Genomic DNA, 23,398 nt, shown 5'->3' with positions numbered 1-23,398 from the left:
CATCTTATGAATGATGCATCTCACCCCTCATGGCAGCAAGCTTTAATTCAGTAATTTCTCTTTTGGTTTTTTCATGAAGAGCTTTTTCCTTTTCTAGATCTAGTTCAGCTTCATTTTTACTGTCTTGTATATCTTGGTTTGTCTTGATATGAATAATATAGTTTTTTACACTATCAGCTAAACTGTATCTCCCTCTTTTAACTTTAACCAAAATACCCTCTTCACTTAGCTGCCTTACTCTTTTATCGGTCAAGCTAAAAAGATCAGCAAGTACACCACTGGATACAGTTACACTGTCAACGGATTCAATTTTTTTAGTGTTTATTTCATTCATAAAATCACCTTATTGGTAGTGGAAATGGCAAATAAAAATTTTTTGAATCCAGACGGATTTTGGGGTCGAGAATACCCACTGGTTTTCGTCTTTTTCAGAAGAACCCGCTCTTTTTTCTTATTTGAATGTAATAAAACAGTGATATTTTTACATTCGCAAATATTTTTTGCTACTTATATATCTATTATTTTTATCAGCCAATGTAATGTCACCTTTTTTTATTACATTAAAGGCATAAGAAGAAATTACTTCCGCTTTTGACTTATATAGTCCCCTAATTTCTTCACATGCTTATCAACCATATCCTGTCTCACTCCAATATATCTTAAAGCTGATGAAACATCCCCTTGATTAAGAGCTTCTTTTACTGCTACAGGATCTTTCTCTGATAAGATATAAATAATATATCCGTAGGTTTTTCTCATAGAATGTGTTGCAACACATTCTATGAGAAAAACTTTTGCTGCACCCTTAATTATCCTCCATGCCTGTACTGCACTTATTGGTTGGTTTGTTCCTTTCCGTGACTTGAAAAGATACTCGTAGTTTTCTTTATCATGAATATACTCATTTATGATTTGCCTTAAATCATAATGTAAAATAATCTTTCTTTCTTTTTTTCTTTTCCCTCAAATAGATAAACTCTTTGTCTTTTACATCTCTTACCCTCAGTTTCAAAATATCAGAGATTTTTAATCCAGTATGAATTCCAAACATCCACATCACATAGTCTCTCTGATTTCGTACTCTAAGGTATTCAGCAATATCATATACCACATCTATATCCCTGATGGGCTCAACTGTATTCATTGACACCACCTACTATTTCAAAATTAACGCCATAAAAAAAGAGCTCCATAGCCCACTGTTAAAAAACTTTCTTTGAGTAATTATAATTCTTTTTGTATAAACTCTTTGAGCTTATCTGAGGCATTACAATGCTTATCATTTATTACCTTAGTAATATCATTAGAAATATATTTTCTATTACTTTTACCAGTGTTGACCCTATACCCTTACTTCATTCGTAAAAAACAAAGACACTACCAGTATGTATCGCCCAGTAGTGTCCGCTGGATGTCCAGTAGGACTCTAATATGCTTTTTTTCTATCTCTTAAAGTATAATCCATCTGAAGATTTCCATTATGGTTACTTATTTCAATATTTATGTGATCTAATTTACCCTCAGTTTCAGCCATGCTCAGTACTGACTTAACAAATTCACTTATTTGGTGCTGTAACATTTCCTTTTTTCCAAATTCTATTTCCCTCATGAGGTCCCTCCTTAATTGTTATATTACCCGTTTGTTTTTTCATCATGGTGCTTTCTTTATCTGCTTTTTTTCATAAAATCTATAATGCACTTACTAACCTGCCTAATACTTCTGATTACTGTAAGTTCAAATATTACTACAATTTTTTATTGATTAAATCCTATAATTTTGCCTACCTTCATTCTATGTTTCCCCACCCATATTTTATAACCCTAAATGATAGTAAATTGTTTAAAGTCAAATCAGTTTCTAGAACTTCTAAAACATTAGAAAGCATGTATTTAGTTCATATTACTAAATCATGAAAACAATAGGCTGCCCAGTGCTAGATGTTTCTGTTGACTCAGTTGAAGAAAAGTCAATTGTACTAATTAATTCTTTGAAAGGGGCGATTTTATGAAGTTACTTATGAATCCTTTACTTAATTTTCTACTTAATCTTGCACTTAATCTTTTGGCATGCTTTCTTTGGCAAATCGTCAAAAGATATTTACTGAAAAACTTATAGCATGTGTGATATATTATAGTTTGACTGTAAGTTTTTTCCATGGTACTATTATTATAATCTTCACTGGTTTGGGGGTGTTTTATGTCTGATAAACTTCTAACTTTTAAAAGAGATTCTGCCTTTAATCTAATGGAAAGAATTTTTTCTGTTGGCATAGCTCCTCTGCTTTTCCCAGCCTTTTGGTTAGGAAGATACTTTGCCATTTTGTTTCCTGCAGATTATCAAGTTCCAGCTGAAACCCCTGGGTTTGTCACTTTCACGTCTGGGCCTAATATCATGCTTGGGATCTTGGTTGGAGCAGGTGTTCTAGTTATCTCCATTTTAATTTGGAAAGTTATCTGTCAATCCTTATTAATCGTCCTTGAGGCCTTTGAAACCTATACAAATCGTCATAGTAAGGAAGATTAGTTCTTTAGGTACAATTTAATATTGTACCATTTTTATTTAGTTCATTAGAGCTTGCTTCATAGCATCTAAACCTCACTTCCAAGCCATCAAGATAACCCAATAAAGCCCTCTTTGCTGATTTAACTTCTTCCATCACCTCAGTCAATCATGATTTTCCTCCTATTCCTCTTCAATCTGAATCCATTTTCTAAATTTCCAACCGCGCTGATATAGTTTTTCAATATGTATCATTACTGCATTTTTCAACATTGTTGGATATTTTTCTAATAACTTTTCTATGATTCCTATACAAACTTGCATTACATCAAGAACTTCACTCAACACACAGGCTGCCGCCGCTCCTTCGTCCTTCAAAGTGTTTTTATCTTTGCATTTCTCAGAGTAATCTAGCATTTGAACTGCAGTTCTAAGCTCATAAGACTCTTCTCTGAGTTTCTTTAGATGCTCATTCCACTCATGATCCTTTTTTAACACCGGCATTTTAATATTAATCATTGTAGCCCCCCTCCATGCTTTCTTGCAACTCTCTATAGATAAACTTCACATCTTCCATCACTTCTGATAATTTTCTCCCACTTAGTATTACTTCAGATGCTAAGCCAGCTAGATTCCATGCTAATTTATCCATGTGATCCCTCCTAAATTACTAACCTATGATTTAGTTCAATCCCTTCAAATTCCACAATCTTACCCCTAGACATTTCTATAATTCTACTGCCAACTGCTTCATCAAATTCTAAAAGCTTATCAACGGCATATTCGCTAGATACTATCACTGGCAAACCTTTTAAGTATCTGTAGTTAATAATTTCAAACATAATATTAATATCTGTATCATTTACCTTGTTCTTTTTAAGGAGCCCCTTAAATAAATCATCTATCATCAGGACGCTACAAGTCTTATATTTACTGATTTCCCTTTGATAATACTCTTCATCAATGATGCATTGTTTCAAATGGGTAATAATTTCTCTATACTGCATATAGAGCACACCAATGTTTCTGCGCATCAACTCATTAGCAATGGCAATACTTAAATGAGTTTTAGCTGCTCCTACTTGTCCAAAAAAAGCTATGCTATTATTTTTCTGTTGACTGATTTTCTGGAAGGCAGCTACATACTCCATAGCCATTTTTTTAGCATTTATAATAATCAAAGGCTTTTTGTTGGTATCATAGTTCTTGAAGGTTTTTCTTTGGAAAGCTTCTGATATACCTGATTTTTGCAGAATCCTTTGATATATTTTAGTCTCTCTGCATCTGCAAGGTTTTACAGAGTGCCTGTCTATAATATATTCCCTATCCTGACATATAGAACACTGATATTTTACTTCTTTTTCAGCCACTTCCTCCTTGGTAAAGGAATTTTGCCTTATCAAATTCAATCGTTTTTCCATTTTTGCCATTAGAGCTTCCACTTGAATAATCCCCCCTATTTTTATTCTTATCTGCCCTGTCTCTTATGTGGGCTTCAACTGCATCTAAAGTGTCTAGACCTTTGGAATACCAATCCTTTAAGACAGTATTAATCTGCTTCATGCTCCTAGCGTTATAATCAACTGCTTCTTCGATGGCTTTAATAATTACATCAGCTGACATTTGATTAAGCCAACCACTAAGTTTTTCTGCTTCCATAGGACTAATGGGGTGAATATTTTGGTTGAAGGCGTGCACTATTCTTTTGAAATTATCATCTACCAAACCTTTTTTATCTTCGTTGGGTACCAGCTTCTTTTCTTCTTCTTCATAAATAATATTATTTTCTTTCCTTGCATTACTGTCATGTGAAAAATAGTATGCCTCTTTCATCATTTTACCCCTTGTATAACTGTGTCTAGTTCCTTAACTCCCCATTGCATCATTTCACCCATAAGTTTTATTAAAATAAGAGATCAGGTAATCACCCCTGTTACAATCCTCTTTCTTTCCATTTTGAATTTAATATGATATACTTAGGTTAAATCAAAGATTTTTTAAATAGCCGATACAGTTGCCCTGGTCGGTTATTTTCTTTTATGACGTACTTTTCTCTTATACATTTCTCATTATGCTGTTTAATAAGCTCCCCGACATTTAGAAAGTCCCAAAGTCTTAGCTTAAAGGTTTCTATAACATGTTCTAAGTCAAGTAATTCAAGTCCCCAATGCCTTATTTCCTCAAGCTCTTCCTTGGTGCAATCTGCTTCACCCTTTTTATTTAACATAAGCTCAGTTAACCGGTCTAAGCCTTCTTGAGCTTCTTTAGCCTCCTGTCGATACTTTGTAAGGATTGCCATAGGTGATAGGTCTACATTGTTTAATATTTCGTAGCAGTATTTCTTCCCTATAGGACACTCTTCTTTGCAGTACCACATACTTAAATGGTGTACTCCGTAGACATCATTCATTTTATCCGCTACTGCTGGCAATGGGGTTATTTCTTCATACTCAATTTTGGCTATTGTTCTTTCGCATATTGGCAAATACTCAGCTGCCTGTTCTCTTGTCAGCCCAGCCTTTTCTCTTGCAAATCTATACATGTTTTCCCCTTCCTTCCTGCATAAATGTTCATGGTAAAGACTTGACTCAAGTGATATAGTGTAAATAATTAGTTTATCTTTCTTGCTTTCTCTTTCTCTCCCCTAAGATAAGTTTTCAAATCTTTTACTTTCCCTGTAAAACAATAGATTTTAATACTCTCTCCTTTAATTACGGGTGTTCTATCAAAGGTAATCATTGGGCACCTCCCTTCAAAGGTACTTCCAGCACGATCTATGCCTCCTCTCGAATTACTAGTACTACTGCAGGCCCCTTTTCCTTGATTCTCTTTTGATTGTTTTTTACTTAGAATACTTGATGCTTGTCCGCTTTTAGAATACTGGTATGCTTTCTACATACAATCTCTTTGACAAGCTCCTCTATAGAATAATCGCTTAACTTCTTACCAAACATCGCTTCTCCCCCTTAATTTTTCACGATACAATCTACTAATTGCTCATAATATTCCTTTGCTCTGGGGTCATTATCTTCTATTAATTGAAATAGTTTATTGAATTTAATCTCTGCAAAAACAGCAGCTATTTTCTGCCCCACTTCATTTTGTTCTTCAAGAGATAAATCTTCAAATTTTGTGTCTCCTATATAAATATTTACCTTCACATCCCCCACCCCCGTATTAAACACTATGAAAATACTTGGTTGTACTATTCTAGGTATTTGTGGTACTGCTTGCCAATTTAGTTTTTCCCACCTTTTTTCTAAAGCTTTACCTTTTGCTCCAAAGAAACACCACTCCCCCTTACAATGGTTTTAGTTATTGTTATTTGGCGAAAGAATTTCGAAGGTTTGCTACCTTCTTTGTAGAACTTTTTATAGGGGGTGTCTGCTAATGAAAAAGGAGGCACAACTATGATTGTAAAATGTACAATATGTAGTAAAGACTTTAATACTGAACCAAAACTAACAACTTTTTGTGGTACTGAAGTCGCTTCTGAAAGTAGCTACCCAACAGCTACTATTGATACAACTTGTCGTGACTGTACTAAAGAAGAAAATAACTAAAACCTAACTCTAAGACAGGCACCCCCTTTTTTTCTTAATTATGTCTTTTGAACTTTTTCTTCTAGCTCATTGACTCTGTTTACTAACTTACCAATCATTTCATCCATTCTGTTCAAGTTATCAGCATTAAGTGCTGTTCCTTCTTCCTTAACTTCTCCTGCATCTGTTAATACTCTATCTTTCCAATTGATTCTGCTGTAATTAAGTTTTTCCATCCTTCACCCCTCCTCTCCTAAACCTCCTAACTCACACCCCTACAGAGACACCGAAGAAGCACCTCCCCCACCCTTATGCTGACTTTTCGTTGTGGCATATTGTATCACTTGTTGCAAAAAAATATCTTCTACTCTGACTTTGAAGTATTCTGCGATACGTTTAGCTACAATCACATTCGGAACCCTAATTCCATTTTCATAATGAGAATAGATTGCTCTATTAATACCTACACCTTTTGCTGCAGCCTCTTGAGTTTCTTTTCTTTTTTTTCTTAGCTCTTTTAATGTTAATTTTTTTTCCATAACAACCCTCCTTTAATACAAATTGTATCAAGGCCAACCTCTTTTTAAAATAAATATACTTTTTGTATCAAATGTTTCTTTTAGTATCAAAATTAGTTAATATTATCTTGAGGTGGTATATATGAAATTGCCAAATATATTAAAGGAATTAAGAGCTGCGAGAGGTTTAACACAAGATGACTTAAGCAGTGATTTAAATATTAATAGGGCTACTTATGCCCATTACGAAACTGGTAGAAGACAGCCTGATACAGATACTTTGCAATTATTAGCTGACTATTTCAACGTATCCGTTGACTACCTCCTTGGCAGATCCGATATAAGAAATCCTAAATTAAATAATAAATATAATAAACATACTGAAGAACTAACCAAAAAAGATGAAAAAGACATAGAAAAAAGGATGCATCTGTTGAAGGAAACGCTTATCTCAGACAATGAGTTAATGCTATCAGGTGAACCTATGTCACCAGAAGCTTTAGAATCTATCCTTGAAGCACTGGAATACGGTATGCGACAAGCCAAAAGAATCAACAAGAAGTATACTCCAAAGAAGCATAGAAAAGAAAGCGATTAGATGTTAAATAAAAATAATTTTTCAAAGGATGCTTTAAAATGAGTAATGAAGATAAAATGTTTAGTTTATTAGAAAAGATGTATGGTGAATTTACTTCTTTTAGAGAAGAAACTACCAAGGAATTAAAGGAGATTAAAACCGAAGTAGCTGACGTTAAAAAAACAGTAATCAAAATAGAAAATGACCATGGGAAAAAGTTATCTGCTTTATTTGATGGCTACAAACAAAACTCTGAAAAACTAGAACGCATAGAGCAAGAAGTCTCTAAGCATGAAGAAATGATTTATAGAAGAGTAAGGTAACAGATAGCACAGTAAATAAAAATAAAGGGTGATACTATGGAAAGTTTACTAAAAGAAATTCTAAGTGAAATTAAAACGATAAAGGCTGATATCAATGATTTAAAGCAGGGTCAAGTCAAGTTGGAAACTGGTCAAGTCAAGTTGGAAACTGGTCAAGTCAAGTTGGAAACTGGTCAAGCCAAGTTGGAAGCCGGGCAAGCTAAGCTTGAGGCTAGTCAAGAACGAATTGAAAAGAAATTAGATACCATTTATGACCAAACTGCCAACCTCACAGAATTTCGTACTGAATCTAATGAAAAACTAGACAATATCACTAATAAGTTAAACGCTGTTGAAGCTGTAACAAAAGAAAATCTTTACGATATTGCTAAACTTAAGCTCATTAAATAATAAATAAAACAATATTCAAACTTGCTTTAACAGCACCCAAAAGGGATTGGGGGAATTTTCATGGACATTAAAACATTAGCTGCTAAATTAGCAAAGAAATACAAGACTAGAGATCCATTTGAGCTTGCTTCTTGTCTTAATATACATGTCAAACTATGGCCACTAAATAAAGATATTAATGGGCTATATCAGAAGTGCCAGAGAAATAAGTTTATCTATATTAATAAAAAATTATCATATAGACAACAAATGATAGTATTAGCACACGAAATAGGACATGCGGTTCTGTACAAAGGACTTAACGTATGTTTTCTGGAGGCTAATACTTTTTTTGTTAAAAATAAACTTGAGACTGAAGCTAATCGGTTTGCTGTGGAGTTATTACTGTCGAATGAAATATTACATAACTACCCAAGTTACTTTACCATCGAACAGATAGCTTCTACTGAAGGAATAGATGTGGCACTTTTAAAATTAAAGTTATAAATAGTGATAAGTAGAAATAACCTAAATATTAATAAAGGGGCTATCGATAGCGCAAATTTCTGTGGCGGAAAATTTGATTATGGAGTTGTTGAAGCTCAAATTTGATTTGGGTTGTTTTTAAAGTATAGTCTTATAAAATCTTTTATTAGTGATTATATTTTATTAATTATTTTATTGCCTATTAAAACGGCTCCTCCAAAAGAAATCAGTGTGGGGCTTTTGAAGTTAATGTTATAAAGGGGGATAAACAATTTCAATTTCACCATTACAACTGGTATTAGATTACGAAAATCCACGTTTCATCATTCCACCAAATGCATCTCAAGAAGCTATCAGAGCGTACTTACTTCAATATGAAGAAATTGAGGATTTAGCCAATGGAATAAATGAATTTGGCGGATTGATGTTAGGAGAAAGACAAATATGTGGTTTTAGAAGGCAACCGACGTGTTTCTGCTTGTCAGTTACTTCTATCCCCTCATCTTACCCCTCCAGGATATAAAATACCAAGTATAAAGAACAAGACAAAAAATAGTATACAGCAGATTGATGTTGATATAGCAAGTAGTAGAATGGAAGCTCAAAGTAGTCTCGCATCAAAGCATATTGATGGTATAAAAAAATGGTCTACACTCTCAAAACAGAAATTTTATGCTAACTCTTTTGATGGTGGCAAATCTATTGATTTTATTTCTGATGTAACTGGTACTTCAAAACCTAAAATTAAAACAGGTATTATTGAATATAAATTACTTAATTATGCATTTAATCTTAATGTATGGACAGAAGATGAATTAATAGAATATTTAGATCTGCAAAAATTAAAACCTACACCATTTTTACGCGTATTTACTACTAAAAGTGAATTTTTTCAGCTAACTGCGAAAGATCTGTTAAAGTTGTCTAGTGACGATATTACCTTAGCGCCAACTTCCGATTTACCAAAGCCTATTTTTGATGAAGCAATACACTTAATTGCTAAAGGAGCTTTTGTTGATGAATCATTTAATACGAGAAATACAATAGATGATGTTCCTGGAGTCATTGACTTATTAAGTCCTATCTATTTAGCAAACAATCAATCTAGTAAAATTGATACTGTAGAATTTGACGATTTTAACGCCAATGATAATTTCGATGAAAAAATTTCAAATGAATGTAAAATAGCTATCAGTTCATCAAATGATAACACAATTACTTCCAATACTACAAAATTTGAGGATAGCTCTAGCAATAATAATAATGCTAAAAAATCAGAAAAACATCAAAATCCCAACCCATCTTTACCTACTAAATCTGTCCCTTTTAAAGGATGTAACTTTTTTGAAAATTTAACTTGGTCTCAAGTCGACGTGCAAATTACTGAAAATCACGGGTTAATTTTAATTGCACAGGAAATAGTAAATATTTCTAAGAATAGTGCATATAAAAGATATCCTATTTCTGCTACTATTCTCATGCGGGCTCTTTTAGAGCAAACTATGATATATCACTTGAGATATGTATCTCTATATGATAAATTATTAAACGGAAACAATGTAAGCGGTCAGTAATCCCATGGATTTAAAATGCTTCGGGACCATGAGATAATATACTCTACAAAGTACTTTTAATGTTGACAGAGTAGCTTTGCTAACATTAAAAGTGTAGGGAGATGATTATACATGACTACTATGAAAGCAGCTCATCATGAAATATCAAAAGAAAAATGGCGAAAAATAATTAAAAGGTATAATGAAAGTGGATTACCCGTTAAGCAGTGGTGTGAAGAAAATCAGGTCTCCACAAGTCAGTACTATTACTGGTTAAAAGTCCTCCGTCAAGAATCTCTGATTCAAGCAGGAACACTAGCTGTCACAGGGCAAACCCAGTTTGCAGAGATTAAACCAAGTACAGAGGAACCTCAACTTAGTCACCAAGGAGTCTGTGCTGTTCTTCGCTCAAATGGAAATGAAATTGAAATTCTAAATGGTGCAGACCCAAGCACACTAGAAGCTATACTTAAGATTTTTAGAAGATCATGAAGATAAGATTTCCTGATGATGTACGGATATACATTGCCTGTGGCAAGACAGATATGAGAAAATCCATAGATGGCCTTGCTGCAATCGTATCTGAGAGTTTACATCTAGATCCATTTGAGAATGCACTATTTTGGGAAGGAGATGGATTTCTCCTTTTGTACAAGAGGCTAGAAAATGGAATATTTCAGTGGCCAAGAACTACTGAAGATGTTAGAGAAATTACTGCTCAACAATATAGATGGCTCATTGAAGGACTAACAATTGATCAGAAAAAAGTCATCCATAAAGTAGAGAACAAAAGGATATTATGACCTAGGAGAAATATTGAATTTTCAGTGTTTTTCCTAGGTTTTTTCGTGCACTTACAAGTATATTATGGTATAATATTTGTAAAAAGAAATTATTGAAAAAGGGCTGAAAATCAATGGGTTTAACTACATCTGAAACCTCCGCTTTAATAGAGGTAATCAAAGAACAGAATATAACAATTGCATCTTTGAGACAAACCATCGAAGAGTTAAATGCTGACTCTAAAATTCTTCGTGAGCAGATTGACTATTTGACAAAAAAGCTATTTGGAACAAAAAGTGAAAAGACATCAGCATTATCAGGTCAAATAGTTATAGAAGGAGTAGAATTTGGCCAGTTTGATGAAGCAGAGGTAGAAGCAGATCCAGAGGAAATTGAACCTGTAATTACAAAGAAACGAACTCGAAAAGGATATTCCAGAGAAAAAGCCCTTATCAATCTTCCAGAAGAGGATAAAGTATATACATTATCTGAAGAAGATAAAATCTGTACAGTTGATGCAGATCAATTACATTACGCAGGAAAGAAAGTAAGCGCCAAAGAATTTCCGCCTAGTATTGTACCAAGAAGTTTTGCTAGAATAACAGATAATAAGCAATAGGAGGTATCTGTTATGACGAATGAAGCACTAGACATTGATTGGGAAGATATTTTAGATAAATTCTCTTCTCGTGAAGGGACCATCAAAGCCTTTTGTGAAGAGAATAATATAGGTATTCATCAGCTGTATTATCGGAGAAAAAAGCTAGAAAACAATAATACTCCTGTATTTCATGCTGTTAGCTTTAAAGATACGGAAGCTGATGAGGCTGTAAATCAAGAAAATACCCCATCTAATCCTTCCCCAACGGCAACTATAAAAATCGAAATAGGCAAAGCTAAGATATATATACCAAGCAATGACAAGGTATCTCTATCTAATGTTTTTAAGGAAATTATAGCATCATGCTAAATATAGATAAAGTGGATAAGGTATATTTAGCTTGCGGGGTAACGGATCTTAGAAAAAATATAGATGGATTAAGTATGATTGTACAAACGCAGTTTAATCTGGATCCTTTTGAAAAGGCACTATTTGTCTTTTGTAATAGGCAGATGAATAAACTAAAAATACTCCATTTTGATGATGGGTTTTGGCTATACTATCATCGACTAGAGAGAAATAAATTTAAATGGCCTATGTCAAAGGAAGAAGCTTTAAAGGTTTCCATTGAAGAACTACGATGGCTGCTTAAGGGGTATGAAGTAAGAACTATATCAAAATTCAAGCCCGTTAAAGAAAGAAATCACTTCTGAAAAAGATACCATAAAACCTTTGTATGCATTCAAATTACAAGGATTTTATGGTATAATTGTTTTGTAAATAAAATGAAAACGGGGATGAAAATGACGAAGGTAAATTTACAAAACCAACTGGACGAAAAGACGAAAGAACTGATTTTAAAAATGGAAGAAGAACTTGAAGCTAGAGATAATGAAATAAAATCTAAGGATAAAGAAATAGCAGATTTGAAAAATGAGTTAGCATATCTCAAAGGCCAAGTTCTCAATAAAAATAGAAAAATATTTGGTTCCTCCAGTGAACAGACTAGTTCTATGCAAGTATCCTTTTTTGATGAAGCTGAAAAAGAGAGCAACTTAAAAGTAGCAGATCCTACTATCGAGGAGATTACTTATACAAGAAGTAAATCTTCTAAAAACACTGGAAAAAAAGATAACTTAGCAAACCTAGAAAAAGTAGTAATTGAGCATAAACTAGATGAAAATCAGCAGTCCTGCAGTGACTGTTCCAGTGATTTAGTGGTTATCGGTAAGAAATCTAAAGAAATCCTTAAGTACATACCTGCAAAGTTATATGTAGAAGAACATGTAACCTACAGCTACGCCTGCAGATCATGTGAAGAAAGTAATGATAAAGCAAATATTACTACAACAAAGGCTCCAAAGACCTTGCTACATAAGAGTATGGCATCTAACGAGCTTCTTAGTCATGTCATAAATTTAAAATACCAGCATGCACTGCCTTTAAATAGACAAGAATCCTACTTCAAGATGATGGGGGCAAATCTTTCTAGGCAAACCCTTGCCAACTGGGTTATTGGTGCAGCCCATGAACTAGAGCCAATCTATCAGCTTATGAAGGAAAAACTCCTTAAAAGAGACTATATCCAGGCTGATGAAACAGTACTTAAAGTTTTAGATGATAGGGGCAAGGAGTCCAATAAACAAAAGTATATGTGGCTCTATAAATCCCCAGATAAAGATCAACCTATTATCATCTACGACTACCAAAAGACAAGATCTGGTTCTTGTCCTAAGGGTTTTTTAAGTGGATTTTCAAAATATATTCAAACAGATGGATATGCTGGGTATAATAAAGTTGAAAATGTCAAAAGACTTTATTGCCTAGCCCATATAAGAAGAAAGTTCCACGAAATAATAGTAAACCTAGATGAAGAAGCCCTAAAGTCTTCAAGAGCATTAATAGGGTTTAATTATTGTGCTCAGCTTTATAAGATTGAAAAAGACCTAAAAGAACAGCATAGTGGAAAAGAAGATTTCTATGAGAGACGTTATAAAAAGCGACTTGAGGCATCCAAGCCAATAATAGAAGAATTTATAGCTTATGTAGATAGAGAAATAGAGGAAGCTGTTCCTAAAAGTGCCCTTGGTAAAGCTTTGGCTTATGCAAAACCTCTTCTTCCAAGTCTTAAGGTGCTTTTAGAAGATGGTTCTTTAGAAATAGACAATAACGCTGCAGAACGATCTATAAGGCCATTTGTGGTGGGTCGTAGCAATTGGCTTTTCTCGGCTTCTACCAAAGGTGCAGAGTCCAGTGCATTAATCTATAGCATCATTGAAACGGCTAGGAATAATAATTTAGTTGTTGAAAAATATTTACTTTACTTAATGAACCACTTCTCAAATGTAGACCCTCAAGACAAGGAAAGCTTATTAAAACTACTACCTTTTTCAAAGGATCTACCTGAAGATTTAAAAGTTCAAGCTAAGTAAAAATATAAAATCCAGTAGAGTTAGTAACATACCTAACTTCTACTGGATTTATTGTATCAGCTATTCAATTGGATTTCTATACGTCAATTTTTTGGCACTTACGAAAGAAATACATGCGTAGTGAAATTGAATATATCCCTGCAACAATGAAAATTGTACATATCTATCAAGAAAATTGGGAGTGTAGAACCTGCCGTAAAGAAGAAAGAGCTTATCTTAAACAAGCAAAAATAGATTCTCCACTTCTTCAACATTCTATGGCATCGGCATCTAGTGTTGCATGGACAATGTACCAGAAATATGTCAACCACATTCCTTTATACCGTCAGGAAAAGGATTGGCAAAACCTTGGTATGGAAATTAAAAGGAGTACTTTATCCAATTGGATATTAAAAACAACAGAAGAATGGCTAAACAAAATGGTCTTAAGGCTTCACGAAAATCTGCTCAAAGATAATTATCTACATGCTGATGAGACGCCAGTTCAAGTAATGAATGAAGATAGCAGGAAAAATACTACCAAATCATACATGTGGGTATATACAACCGGCAGCTATAGTGATAAACAGATTAGAATCTTTGAATATCGCTCTGGTCGTGCAGGAGCAAATGCAGCTGATTTCCTAGATGGCTACACTGGATTTCTCCATACAGACGGCTATAAAGGTTATGGAAAGGTAAAAGGAATAACTAGGTACCTTTGCTGGAGTCATGCCAGAAGATACTTTTTAGAGGCTCTGCCTAAAGACATGAAAAGTGTAGATGCCACATTGCCGAAGCAAGGCCTGGGCTATTGCAATAGACTTTTTGAAATTGAAAAAAAACTAAAAGACCTGCCGCCTGAAGATCGTAAAAAGCAGCGACTTAAACTGGAAAAACCAGTTTTGGAGGCCTTTTGGTCATGGGTTGATTTAAATATTAATAGAGTTTTAGCAAAATCCAAGATTGGACAGGCTTTACAATATGTAAAAAATCAACAATCTGGATTAATGACATATCTGGAAGATGGTAATTGTGAAATCTCCAATAATCTTGCAGAAAATAGCATACGCCCATTTACTGTATTGTAAGGTAGCTAGCCTAATGGCTAATTGACCCCGCAATCCCCATAGCCAACTTCCATAGTGTTCATTTATTCTTTCGAGAAATTCTCTTTCAGTTTTCCCTATATACAGTAACTTTTCTCTATTACCCCATCTTCTATATATTGCATATATCCCCCATAGATAAGCAACATCATAATTCTTAATGTTGTCAATGCTATAAGGACCGTACCAATTTAATATTATCCGCTCCATCTTTCTTCCTCACTCAGAATATATTTAAATTACACTAACCATGAAGTAAGTAGGTGTCAAGTACCAAAGTTCCTATTGATGGGGCTTGCTCCTGGTGAGGGGATGTGGTGCACTGACCTTACCCTAAAAACATTACAACCAGCACCCCCGTAAGCATGCTGCTATGCGGAGTTCTCAACTTCCTTGAAGATCACAAGGAGATTTGTCTGCTTTTTTATTACATGTTTTCTATATTAAAATCTTTTAATTTGACTAAAGGGTTTATTCCTCTGTTTCCATTTGTTACTTTACGCTTACCATTTTCATCTGTTCGTTTAATAATATAGTCTCCGGTCAATAAATTATAATCTTCCTCATCTGCATTATCCATGGTTGTATTACCCGTGAAATATGACCCCATCGTAACCCCAATTAAGTACCAATCATTGGCTTGATATCTAAATCGATATTTATTATACCATCTCCAGTTACTTCCACCATAATCACTTACAACGATTGAACCCCTATCAATCTTTAGACTGTCGAAGGGATCTCCGAAAACTCCACCTTCATCTGCACTCAAAATAACATTATCGGCGATGATAGATAGTGAATACGTATTATCATTATTTCCAAATGCAATTAATAATGACCTAGGTGGAGCTTCCGACTCATTAACGCTTGTGTTTTTTTCAATAACTGCCGCGATATCTAATATATTATCTTTATTTAAATCTCCTTCAACCTTTACTGGTTCTCCTTTAATTTGCTCAAATATATGCCATCCATCTGGTATTAATGAATTAATATCTTTTGTTTCTTTCTCTTCTTGATTTGAAACTTCTGAAATTAATCTTTCATCATCTGAATTTGAAGATGAATATGATAGGTCATTATTAATAGTTTCTGTAGAAGAAATATCACCGTTAGAAAAATAATTGCATGCTCTCAAAAGTCCTATTATCATAAAAAAACAGATTAATGTTATTATTTTCTTCATATAATTTACCTCCACATATGATTTTAACTTTAGAGAGTTTCGCACAACGTTAGACTACCTACATTTACCTATACAACACTATGATACCATTAATTAGAATGTTTCAATGTCGATATTTGTAATTTGGTAAGCAATTTTGTAAAATCTTCCATCCAGTCCAGTTGTACTATTTTTTCTTCCCTTTAGGCTCCAAATTAGACAAAATATAAAAATATTCGGTGAAATGTTATAAAGGATACATAAAAAATACCTCTTATATGCTTTCAAAAAATAAAATTTAATTACTGTACTTTTATATATAGTGGTTAAACCACATCTCACTTACCATTTCCTTCCTAACCATACTATAATAAAACAAACGTTCTATTTCTTATCTGAGTTAACGATTAACGATTAACTAAAATGATTAATCCCAATGGTAAACCCCATCCCTTAAGCATATTATGTTTATGATAAATAATCGAGGTGATTCAAATGAAAATAGCCATCTATTCAAGAAAGTCAAAGTTCACCGGCAAGGGTGAGTCTATTGAGAATCAAATACAGATGTGTAAGGAATATGCCAGAAGTCATTTTGAGGCTAGGGAGTTTTCTATCTATGAAGATGAGGGGTTCTCTGGTGGGAATATAGATCGGCCTGAGTTTAAAAGGTTGGTGAAGGATGCTGAGAAGAAAAAATATGATGTTTTGATATGCTATCGATTGGACCGTATCAGTCGTAATGTATCTGATTTTTCTAATACACTTGAGCTGCTACAGAAAAATAATATAGCCTTCGTTTCCATCAAAGAACAGTTTGATACCTCTACCCCTATGGGTCGTGCTATGCTTTATATAGCCAGTGTCTTTGCACAGCTAGAAAGGGAGACTATTGCAGAGCGTATCAGGGATAATATGCATCAGTTGGCCCGTACTGGAAGATGGTTAGGTGGGATTTATCCTACTGGTTTTACTAGCGAACCCATCATCTATATCGATCAAAATATGAAGGAAAGAAAGTTGTTTAAGCTGATCCCTGTTGAGGAAGAGCTGGAGATAATAAAAACTATTTTCCAGAAATACTTGGAGCTTCAATCCCTACAAAAGTTAGAAACCTACTGCCTACTAAACAAAATTAAAACCAAAAATGGCAATGACTTTCAGAAGCAGTCTTTAAAACAAATCCTGCATAATCCAGTCTACGCTGTAGCTGATGAGGGTATCTATGAGTATTTCAAAACAAATGGTGCTGATATCTGTAATGCTAAAGAAGAATTTTCCGGGAAATATGGGGTGATTGGTTATAATAAAAGGGATTTGAAAAACACTCGGATGGGTCGATACAATGAAAAGTCTGATTGGATCGTTGCTATTGGTAAACACAAAGGGGTTATTCCTGGTAGGGATTGGGTGAGGGTGCAGCAGATATTTGAGCAGAATAAAGATAAGGCTCCCAGAGCCGGTACTTCTGCCGCTGCCCTTTTAAGCGGCCTCATAAGATGTTCCTGTGGTAGTTTTATGCGGGTTTTATTTGGCCCTAAGAAGCCAAATAGTGAAGAAAGATATCATTACTATGTCTGCAATAAAAAAGTCATTTCTAAGGGCGTTATATGCGATGCTAAAAGGCTGAATGGTATAAAGACAGATAAAGAAGTCATTGAAAAAATCGAAGGCATTATTACCTCTACCACCTTCGATCAGTTGGAGTCTATGAAAAAGAAAAATAAAGATAAGGATCTGCAAAATAAACTAATCGTAGAAAAAATAGATAAGAATAAAAAGTCTATAGAAAACCTCGTAAGACAGATCGCTGGCAAAGAAGACTCTTTTGCTGCAGAGTATCTTATGGCAGAAGTTGAAAAACTTGCTAAGGAAAATAAAACCTTGGAAGGACATCTGGTGGAGGATGATTCTGATAGGGTTAATTTTAATATAGACCTTTTCAAGGAAGCACTATTGGAGTTTAAAAGTAAGATTCATATCGTTGATTTTCAAGAGCAGAGAATACTTCTTAAGACTATTGTCAATTATGTTGAATGGGACGATAAGGAGTTGAAGGTTCAGATACTGAAATTTTAAGCCTTGTAGCAATACAAGGCTGTTTATAATTTTGTAATCATTGCATTCGCCTGCATAAAAGTAATATTTCCTTCTTCATCTTCCTTTATAGCTATTAGGTCTTCGTAAGTAATATCCTGTTTTACTACAATGCTAACAGACTCATTGATGGCTCTTGTTGTAATTTCTTGCGCTTTTAACTCCCCAATTGCCTGTACCGTAGGCATAATCTTGTTATCTATATAAATAAATGTAGTTGTACAGGTCATAAACATGAAGATGATTAACAGGTAGACTTTATATTTAAAATATTTCTTTCTTTTACTTCTTTTTTTTATGTACAAAAAAATCATCTCCTTCTATACAGTATATGTAAAGAAAGAAAATATTGTGTAGTATTTCATTTTAACTTTGACTTTTTTATGCAAATTATGTATAGTAACATAGATAGTTTAACAGTTTATATATTTTATGTTATAATATTAATGTTATCCTAGCCTTTATATGCTGTACTAAAGTATTAATCTGTATTGTTATGTTAGTATTAAAGTGGATATATTGATTATTACTTTTATTAACATTCGTTTTTAAAAAGTATATCCTTTTAATTTTAAGGATGGAGGTATTTGTATGTCACAAAAAAAACAATCAGAAAAGACCACTAATAGAACTACTAAAAAAAGTAAGAAAGTTAACAAAAAGAAAGTATTTCTTATATTTATTACAGTTATGGTTTTACTTGGTTTTATCGTGGGAGGAGCGGCTGTTGGCATTGTAGTGGGTATTATTAAAGATGCAGATCCAATTGATGCAGCCAATATTTACGACTTGCTTGATGAAAGTTCTTTTATTTTAGATAGTGAAGGCCAAGTATTAGAAAAAGTTCAAACCACTGACTATCGATCCATCACTGACTATTCTAAAATGCCCCCTCATTTGATAGATGCCTTTGTTGCTATTGAAGATGAGCGATTTTGGGATCACAATGGTCTAGATATTAAACGTATTTTCGGTGCTGCTTGGACAAACTTGCGTACTGGCTCTAGGCAAGGTGCCAGCACCATCAATCAACAGCTTGCTAAAAATCTATATTTAACCCATGAACAAACCTTTACTAGAAAAATTCAAGATATGTATTATGGTATTCAACTGGATAGACAACTGTCTAAAGAACAGATCTTAGAAGCATATTTAAATACCATTTATCTAGGCAGCAGTGCCTATGGTGTACAAGCAGCATCACAGGTATATTTCTCAAAAGATGTGTCAGAACTAACCATTGCCGAATCAGCACTTATTGCAGGGGTTACTAGAAACCCTTCTAGATATTCCCCTATAAGAACCTTAGAAAAACACCAAGTAGATGCAGATGTCCATCATGTTTTAAATGATAGTGATTCTATCTACACCATTGTATTTAATGAAAACACTATACCGAGACAACGTTTAGTTTTGAGCATCATGAGAAGGTTAGAGATGATTACTGAAAGCGAGTATCAAGCTGCTTTACAAGAGGATATCAAATCTAGTCTGAAACCAAATCGATTAACAGCAGATATATTTACTTCTTATTTTGGTGATTTGGTAAAGGAGGATGTTATAAAAGCCTTCTTACAGCAAGGTTATTCTAGAGAAGAAGCCAACAATACCCTCTACTCTGGTGGCCTAAGAATTTATAGCACCATGGATACAAAATTTCAACGGATCTTAGACGAAGAGTTTGAAAAACAAAGTAACTTTACAGATTTGCAGGGAAGACCTCTGCTAACTGTGGGTGAAGATGGTAATGTGCAACCTCAATCAGCTATGGTGATTATGGAACCTACTACAGGAGAAATCAAAGCGCTTATTGGTGGTCGAGGAATTAGTGGTCGAAAAATATATAATCGAGCCCTCAACCCAAGACAACCTGGGTCATCTATTAAACCCATTGCTGTCTATACACCTGCATTAGATTTAGGCTTTACTGCTGCTACTGTTATTGATGATATACCGGTATATTTTGATAGGAATAACCCTACTAGACGTTATCCAAACAATCACAACAACAGATATAACGGTCTTATAACTATAAGAGAAGCTATTCGAGATTCTAGTAATGTAGGTGCTATGGTAACTATCCATCAATTAGCTAATGGTAATGATAATCAAGCATTTAATATTATGTTTGAATACATGGAAAAAATGGGCATCTCTACAGTTGTAAGACCTGAAAATCCTTATATAGCCCCTGATGGCAAAAGATATTCTGATGCTACTTTTTCCACAGCTTTAGGTGGCATGACCCATGGCGTGTCCCCTTTAGAAATGACTGCTGCCTTCAATTCTTTAGCCAATGAAGGAATTTATACAGAACCAATTACCTTTACTAAAATTACTGATCGACGAGGCAACTTAATTCTCGAAAACAACTCAGAAAAACATCGTGTTGTTTCTCCAGAGACAGCCTATATCCTGACAGATATGCTAAGAACAGCCGTTACTTCTGGTACAGGATCATCAGCTAAATTCGATCAAAGTAATAGTAGAATTCCTGTAGCTGGTAAAACTGGTACAACCACCAATAATAAAGATGCTTGGTTTGTAGGATATACCCCTTACTATGTTGCTGCTACTTGGGTGGGATATGATACACCGGATAAATTACCCGGTGGTGGGGGTAGAATGGCAGGTACTGTATGGAAAAACGTAATGCAGCGTATTCATGAAGAACTTAGCTCTAAAAACTTTGAAGAGCCTAGTGATATTGTAAGGAGAAATGTCTGTAATGTATCTGGTAAATTGCCTACAGAGTATTGCTCGCTGGATCCCCGTGGTAGTAGAGTTCGTTCAGAAGTCTTTGTTCGTGGCACTGAACCCAAAGACTATTGTGATGTCCATGTAAAGGCAGATATTCACGTGCCTACTGGTAAGCTAGCCACAGAACACACACCGCCTTGGGAAGTTGAGTCAAGAGTGTTTATAAAGAGGCCTGTTCCCTATTACCCCGAAGCTCATGGTGGTATCGTACCGGCAGATTATGCTTATACACTCCCCAAAAGTCATTATGATCCATTAGAGGATGGAGGTAGTTTCCCCCCTTTTGGGGACGATTCTACCGATGGCTTAATAGAAGATGATGGATGGCTTGATGATGATTTAGATCCAGGTACCGATCCTTATGAAGAGCCAATAGATGATACCATCATAGATTCTATGAGAAACAATTAATGATTAGACGAATGATAAAAGAGCAGTTCACATTCTGCTCTTTTATCATTTTTATTTTTATTTAATGTTTGTTCTATCAATTACTTTTATCTAACAACTTACTTCTATTCAGTATCTCTTGTAGTGCCTTTGTAATGATAGGTGCTCCTTTTTTTCTATCATCTTTACCATTCATTTTTCCAATATCTCCTATACCCACAACCATTGGAACCTTGCATTTCTCCACTATATCAACTGTGTCCCCATAAAGCACCTTTTCATCTGTTGGGTTTCCGTCTTTGTCCACAGCTTCGTAAATAATATTACCATAATTATCAATGCAAAAATCTGGATGCACGCCGTCTACGTCCTTTGTGTTAGAGGCTACAACTACAACGCCTAATACATCTATCACAGGATGATTGACCAACTTACATAATATTTTTTCTCCTATCCCTATGTTTTCATTACCTTCATCATCTACCATTACAATCACCGGGTCATTTTTAGCTTCCTTAACAAGCTCTATAATTTCTCCTGCTGTAATAGGCGTTGGGTTTCCACCAGAACGGGAGATACATCTGCCACCAATGTTTTTCGCAGCTATCTCTACTGCCTTTTTTGCACACATGTCTCCATCTGTAATTAGTATAACCTTTCTTTTCTCCTCCATTTTTTGCTCCTTCTATCAAGTATTTTACTAGTTAAAACTCCACCTTTACATAAAGCAACTAGCTCACTAACATCAAACTAAAGTTTTCACTATTTCATTATGCAAGTTGCTTTTGAAACAAGTAAAAAAGTTCACTAACTATGGTTTTGTTTTAGGATCAAATATGACTGCCATGATATATCCAAACACAATAGCTGCTGTGATGCCTCCTGCTGTAGCCTCAACCCCACCAATAAATGCCCCTAACAGTCCACTTTCTTTTACACCTTTAAAAGCACCCTTGGCCAACGAATAACCAAACCCCGGCAAAGGTATTGTTGCTCCTGCACCACCGATCTTCACCAACGGCTCATAAAGCCCTACAGCAGTTAAAATAACGCCAGATGTAACAAAAATGATCAATACATGGGCTGGCGCTAGTTTCGTCGCGTCCATTAACAGCTGCCCTATTAAACAAATTAACCCACCTACAATAAATGCGCTAACATAACCCATCGTTTCAACCCCCTAGTCCTTCAGTTTACCTTCTATAGCTACTGCATGTGCTATGCTAGGAATAGATTCGCCCTGTTGAATACTTGTAGGGGATAATAATGCCCCTGTAGAAACTAATAAAACTTTCCTAAATATATTCTCCTTTAATAATTTATATAAATAGCCACAAAAGACCACTGCGGAACATCCACATCCACTACCACCCGCATGTGTATCTTGCCTTACGTGATCAAATATTTCCACACCACAATCCCTTAAGGTCTTGTTTATGGGAAGTCCTCCTTGTTTTAACAGGTCTATTGCAATTTCATTTCCTATTTTACCTAAGTCTCCCGTAATGATTAAATCAAATTCATCTGGGGATCTTCCTGTATCTTCAAAATATGCTTTAATTGTATCAACTGCTGCTGGTGCCATGGCAGCTCCCATATTATTAGGGTCTGTAATACCATAATCAATGACTTTACCAGTTGTAACATGGGTTATATACGGACCTTTATTTCGCATAGGAGCTAATATAGCAGCACCTGCACCAGTAACTGTCCACTGTGAAGTAAGGGGCCTTTGATTTCCTAATTCTAGAGGAAACCTAAACTGCCTTTCTGCTGAAGAAAAATGACTAGAGGTAGTAGCCACTACATAATCAGCAAAACCACCTTCAATCATTATAGCCGCCAAACTCAAAGATTCTGCCATAGTCGAGCAAGCACCAAATAATCCAAAATAGGGCATACCTAAATCTCTAGCAGCAAAAGAAGAGGACATTAGCTGATTTAATAAATCTCCTGCGAATAAATAATCAATATCTTCTAAATGAAGTCTTCCCTGCATCGCTGCTAGCTTTACCGCTTCCTTTACCATCTTACTTTCAGCTTTTTCCCAGCTATCCTCTCCATACAAATCGTCTTCTAAAATAATATCAAAATACTGGGATAAAGGCCCTTGACCTTCCTTAGGCCCTACAATAGAAGTAGTAGAAATAATAGAAGGAGGATCTATGAACTCAATCGTTTGCTTACCAATTTTTTTTCTAGCCATTGCCT

35 protein-coding genes are annotated in these 23,398 nt (G+C 34.7%); 16 read left to right on the top strand and 19 right to left on the bottom strand.

Annotated features, from left to right (window positions below; all coding sequences use genetic code 11):
• Nucleotides 1-4: 4 nt before the first annotated feature.
• From BJL90_RS22565 to BJL90_RS13565, 4 genes are all read right to left on the bottom strand, one after another.
• The gene (locus BJL90_RS22565; protein WP_070968994.1) at nt 5-334 is read right to left on the bottom strand and encodes a hypothetical protein; all 330 of its coding nucleotides are present in this window, start codon (nt 332-334) and stop codon (nt 5-7) included.
• A 245-nt stretch (nt 335-579) separates the two neighbouring features.
• On the bottom strand, nt 580-909 hold the full coding sequence (locus BJL90_RS23195) for a site-specific integrase (protein ID WP_335617853.1): 330 nt from the start codon (nt 907-909) through the stop codon (nt 580-582).
• Nucleotides 910-922: 13 nt separating this feature from the next.
• Complete coding sequence (locus BJL90_RS21530) at nt 923-1,144, bottom strand: site-specific integrase (protein ID WP_081561999.1); 222 nt, start codon at nt 1,142-1,144, stop codon at nt 923-925.
• Nucleotides 1,145-1,426: 282 nt separating this feature from the next.
• A complete protein-coding gene (locus BJL90_RS13565; protein WP_070968991.1) occupies nt 1,427-1,609 on the bottom strand; it encodes a hypothetical protein in 183 nt (60 codons plus the stop codon).
• Between the two features lie 588 nt (nt 1,610-2,197).
• On the opposite strand from BJL90_RS13565, the gene BJL90_RS13560 reads away from it, so the two are divergent.
• A complete protein-coding gene (locus BJL90_RS13560; protein ID WP_070968989.1) occupies nt 2,198-2,524 on the top strand; it encodes a hypothetical protein in 327 nt (108 codons plus the stop codon).
• Between the two features lie 4 nt (nt 2,525-2,528).
• Here BJL90_RS13560 and BJL90_RS22050 read toward each other — a convergent pair whose 3' ends face one another.
• The 8 genes from BJL90_RS22050 to BJL90_RS13535 all read right to left on the bottom strand — a co-directional run bounded on the left by BJL90_RS22050 (nt 2,529) and on the right by BJL90_RS13535 (nt 5,661).
• On the bottom strand, nt 2,529-2,669 hold the full coding sequence (locus BJL90_RS22050) for a hypothetical protein (RefSeq protein WP_156778806.1): 141 nt from the start codon (nt 2,667-2,669) through the stop codon (nt 2,529-2,531).
• Between the two features lie 14 nt (nt 2,670-2,683).
• Nucleotides 2,684-3,019, bottom strand: a complete 336-nt coding sequence (locus BJL90_RS13555) for a nucleoside triphosphate pyrophosphohydrolase family protein (protein WP_070968985.1) — start codon at nt 3,017-3,019, stop codon at nt 2,684-2,686.
• Nucleotides 3,012-3,152, bottom strand: a complete 141-nt coding sequence (locus BJL90_RS22045) for a hypothetical protein (RefSeq protein ID WP_156778805.1) — start codon at nt 3,150-3,152, stop codon at nt 3,012-3,014. The genes BJL90_RS13555 and BJL90_RS22045 overlap by 8 nt, the downstream gene beginning before the upstream one ends.
• 10 nt (nt 3,153-3,162) lie before the next feature.
• On the bottom strand, nt 3,163-3,930 hold the full coding sequence (locus tag BJL90_RS13550) for a DnaA ATPase domain-containing protein (protein WP_236904919.1): 768 nt from the start codon (nt 3,928-3,930) through the stop codon (nt 3,163-3,165).
• Complete coding sequence (locus tag BJL90_RS13545; RefSeq protein ID WP_081561997.1) at nt 3,863-4,336, bottom strand: DnaD domain-containing protein; 474 nt, start codon at nt 4,334-4,336, stop codon at nt 3,863-3,865. The genes BJL90_RS13550 and BJL90_RS13545 overlap by 68 nt, the downstream gene beginning before the upstream one ends.
• Nucleotides 4,337-4,481: 145 nt before the next feature.
• Nucleotides 4,482-5,042, bottom strand: a complete 561-nt coding sequence (locus tag BJL90_RS13540; RefSeq protein WP_070968978.1) for a helix-turn-helix domain-containing protein — start codon at nt 5,040-5,042, stop codon at nt 4,482-4,484.
• Nucleotides 5,043-5,110: 68 nt separating this feature from the next.
• On the bottom strand, nt 5,111-5,239 hold the full coding sequence (locus BJL90_RS23080) for a hypothetical protein (RefSeq protein WP_257786387.1): 129 nt from the start codon (nt 5,237-5,239) through the stop codon (nt 5,111-5,113).
• A 227-nt stretch (nt 5,240-5,466) separates the two neighbouring features.
• The gene (locus tag BJL90_RS13535; RefSeq protein ID WP_070968975.1) at nt 5,467-5,661 is read right to left on the bottom strand and encodes a hypothetical protein; all 195 of its coding nucleotides are present in this window, start codon (nt 5,659-5,661) and stop codon (nt 5,467-5,469) included.
• Between the two features lie 249 nt (nt 5,662-5,910).
• Here BJL90_RS13535 and BJL90_RS22040 point away from each other — a divergent pair, with 249 nt between their 5' ends.
• Nucleotides 5,911-6,063 carry a hypothetical protein gene (locus BJL90_RS22040; protein WP_156778804.1) on the top strand — a complete coding sequence of 51 codons (153 nt, stop codon included), beginning with the start codon at nt 5,911-5,913 and terminating at the stop codon, nt 6,061-6,063.
• A gap of 38 nt (nt 6,064-6,101) precedes the next feature.
• On the opposite strand, the gene BJL90_RS22035 is transcribed toward BJL90_RS22040, so the two are convergent.
• Together BJL90_RS22035 and BJL90_RS13530 are read right to left on the bottom strand one after the other, a co-directional pair.
• Nucleotides 6,102-6,278 (bottom strand): hypothetical protein, encoded by a 177-nt coding sequence (locus BJL90_RS22035; RefSeq protein ID WP_156778803.1) that lies wholly within the window; start codon nt 6,276-6,278, stop codon nt 6,102-6,104.
• Between the two features lie 39 nt (nt 6,279-6,317).
• Complete coding sequence (locus BJL90_RS13530) at nt 6,318-6,581, bottom strand: helix-turn-helix transcriptional regulator (protein ID WP_070968973.1); 264 nt, start codon at nt 6,579-6,581, stop codon at nt 6,318-6,320.
• A gap of 121 nt (nt 6,582-6,702) precedes the next feature.
• Here BJL90_RS13530 and BJL90_RS13525 point away from each other — a divergent pair, with 121 nt between their 5' ends.
• The 12 genes from BJL90_RS13525 to tnpC (BJL90_RS13470) all read left to right on the top strand — a co-directional run bounded on the left by BJL90_RS13525 (nt 6,703) and on the right by tnpC (BJL90_RS13470) (nt 14,754).
• Complete coding sequence (locus BJL90_RS13525; protein WP_070968970.1) at nt 6,703-7,158, top strand: helix-turn-helix domain-containing protein; 456 nt, start codon at nt 6,703-6,705, stop codon at nt 7,156-7,158.
• 38 nt (nt 7,159-7,196) lie between these two features.
• Nucleotides 7,197-7,460, top strand: coding sequence for a hypothetical protein (locus tag BJL90_RS13520; RefSeq protein WP_070968967.1), 264 nt, complete (start codon nt 7,197-7,199; stop codon nt 7,458-7,460).
• Between the two features lie 36 nt (nt 7,461-7,496).
• Nucleotides 7,497-7,850 carry a hypothetical protein gene (locus BJL90_RS13515; protein ID WP_070968963.1) on the top strand — a complete coding sequence of 118 codons (354 nt, stop codon included), beginning with the start codon at nt 7,497-7,499 and terminating at the stop codon, nt 7,848-7,850.
• A 60-nt stretch (nt 7,851-7,910) separates the two neighbouring features.
• Complete coding sequence (locus tag BJL90_RS13510) at nt 7,911-8,336, top strand: ImmA/IrrE family metallo-endopeptidase (protein WP_070968960.1); 426 nt, start codon at nt 7,911-7,913, stop codon at nt 8,334-8,336.
• A 425-nt stretch (nt 8,337-8,761) separates the two neighbouring features.
• Complete coding sequence (locus tag BJL90_RS13505; RefSeq protein ID WP_070968957.1) at nt 8,762-9,889, top strand: hypothetical protein; 1,128 nt, start codon at nt 8,762-8,764, stop codon at nt 9,887-9,889.
• 111 nt (nt 9,890-10,000) lie between these two features.
• Entirely contained in the window at nt 10,001-10,360 is a 360-nt protein-coding gene (gene tnpA, locus BJL90_RS13500) for an IS66 family insertion sequence element accessory protein TnpA (protein WP_070968954.1), read from the top strand.
• On the top strand, nt 10,357-10,671 hold the full coding sequence (locus BJL90_RS13495) for an IS66 family insertion sequence element accessory protein TnpB (RefSeq protein ID WP_070968951.1): 315 nt from the start codon (nt 10,357-10,359) through the stop codon (nt 10,669-10,671). Before tnpA (BJL90_RS13500) ends, BJL90_RS13495 begins: the two co-directional genes overlap by 4 nt.
• A 113-nt stretch (nt 10,672-10,784) precedes the next feature.
• Nucleotides 10,785-11,270 (top strand): IS66 family transposase, encoded by a 486-nt coding sequence (locus BJL90_RS13490; protein WP_070968948.1) that lies wholly within the window; start codon nt 10,785-10,787, stop codon nt 11,268-11,270.
• Between the two features lie 12 nt (nt 11,271-11,282).
• Entirely contained in the window at nt 11,283-11,621 is a 339-nt protein-coding gene (gene tnpA, locus BJL90_RS13485; RefSeq protein ID WP_070964102.1) for an IS66 family insertion sequence element accessory protein TnpA, read from the top strand.
• Entirely contained in the window at nt 11,615-11,965 is a 351-nt protein-coding gene (gene tnpB, locus BJL90_RS13480; protein ID WP_070967449.1) for an IS66 family insertion sequence element accessory protein TnpB, read from the top strand. Before tnpA (BJL90_RS13485) ends, tnpB begins: the two co-directional genes overlap by 7 nt.
• A gap of 72 nt (nt 11,966-12,037) precedes the next feature.
• A complete protein-coding gene (gene tnpC, locus BJL90_RS13475; RefSeq protein WP_081561940.1) occupies nt 12,038-13,684 on the top strand; it encodes an IS66 family transposase in 1,647 nt (548 codons plus the stop codon).
• Between the two features lie 113 nt (nt 13,685-13,797).
• The gene (gene tnpC, locus BJL90_RS13470) at nt 13,798-14,754 is read left to right on the top strand and encodes an IS66 family transposase (RefSeq protein ID WP_070968945.1); all 957 of its coding nucleotides are present in this window, start codon (nt 13,798-13,800) and stop codon (nt 14,752-14,754) included.
• A 445-nt stretch (nt 14,755-15,199) separates the two neighbouring features.
• Here the strand turns inward: tnpC (BJL90_RS13470) and BJL90_RS13465 are convergent, their stop codons facing one another.
• Nucleotides 15,200-15,961: a hypothetical protein gene (locus tag BJL90_RS13465; protein WP_070968942.1), complete on the bottom strand. Its 762-nt coding sequence runs from the start codon at nt 15,959-15,961 to the stop codon at nt 15,200-15,202.
• Between the two features lie 474 nt (nt 15,962-16,435).
• Here BJL90_RS13465 and BJL90_RS13460 point away from each other — a divergent pair, with 474 nt between their 5' ends.
• Nucleotides 16,436-18,019 (top strand): recombinase family protein, encoded by a 1,584-nt coding sequence (locus BJL90_RS13460; protein ID WP_070968939.1) that lies wholly within the window; start codon nt 16,436-16,438, stop codon nt 18,017-18,019.
• A 23-nt stretch (nt 18,020-18,042) separates the two neighbouring features.
• On the opposite strand, the gene BJL90_RS13455 is transcribed toward BJL90_RS13460, so the two are convergent.
• Nucleotides 18,043-18,342: a hypothetical protein gene (locus tag BJL90_RS13455; protein ID WP_070968936.1), complete on the bottom strand. Its 300-nt coding sequence runs from the start codon at nt 18,340-18,342 to the stop codon at nt 18,043-18,045.
• Between the two features lie 286 nt (nt 18,343-18,628).
• On the opposite strand from BJL90_RS13455, the gene BJL90_RS13450 reads away from it, so the two are divergent.
• Nucleotides 18,629-21,208, top strand: a complete 2,580-nt coding sequence (locus BJL90_RS13450; RefSeq protein WP_070968933.1) for a transglycosylase domain-containing protein — start codon at nt 18,629-18,631, stop codon at nt 21,206-21,208.
• 76 nt (nt 21,209-21,284) lie between these two features.
• Here BJL90_RS13450 and spoVAEA read toward each other — a convergent pair whose 3' ends face one another.
• From spoVAEA to spoVAD, 3 genes are all read right to left on the bottom strand, one after another.
• On the bottom strand, nt 21,285-21,860 hold the full coding sequence (spoVAEA, locus tag BJL90_RS13445; RefSeq protein ID WP_070968930.1) for a stage V sporulation protein SpoVABEA: 576 nt from the start codon (nt 21,858-21,860) through the stop codon (nt 21,285-21,287).
• A gap of 138 nt (nt 21,861-21,998) precedes the next feature.
• Nucleotides 21,999-22,355: a stage V sporulation protein AE gene (gene spoVAE / locus BJL90_RS13440; RefSeq protein ID WP_070968928.1), complete on the bottom strand. Its 357-nt coding sequence runs from the start codon at nt 22,353-22,355 to the stop codon at nt 21,999-22,001.
• A 12-nt stretch (nt 22,356-22,367) separates the two neighbouring features.
• Complete coding sequence (spoVAD, locus tag BJL90_RS13435; RefSeq protein ID WP_070968925.1) at nt 22,368-23,393, bottom strand: stage V sporulation protein AD; 1,026 nt, start codon at nt 23,391-23,393, stop codon at nt 22,368-22,370.
• Nucleotides 23,394-23,398: the final 5 nt, after the last annotated feature.

Source organism: Clostridium formicaceticum (assembly GCF_001854185.1).
GTDB classification, from domain to species: domain Bacteria; phylum Bacillota; class Clostridia; order Peptostreptococcales; family Natronincolaceae; genus Andreesenella; species Andreesenella formicacetica.
Note: the sequence above shows the minus strand (reverse complement) of the source record. Positions and strands in the feature narration are given on the sequence as shown.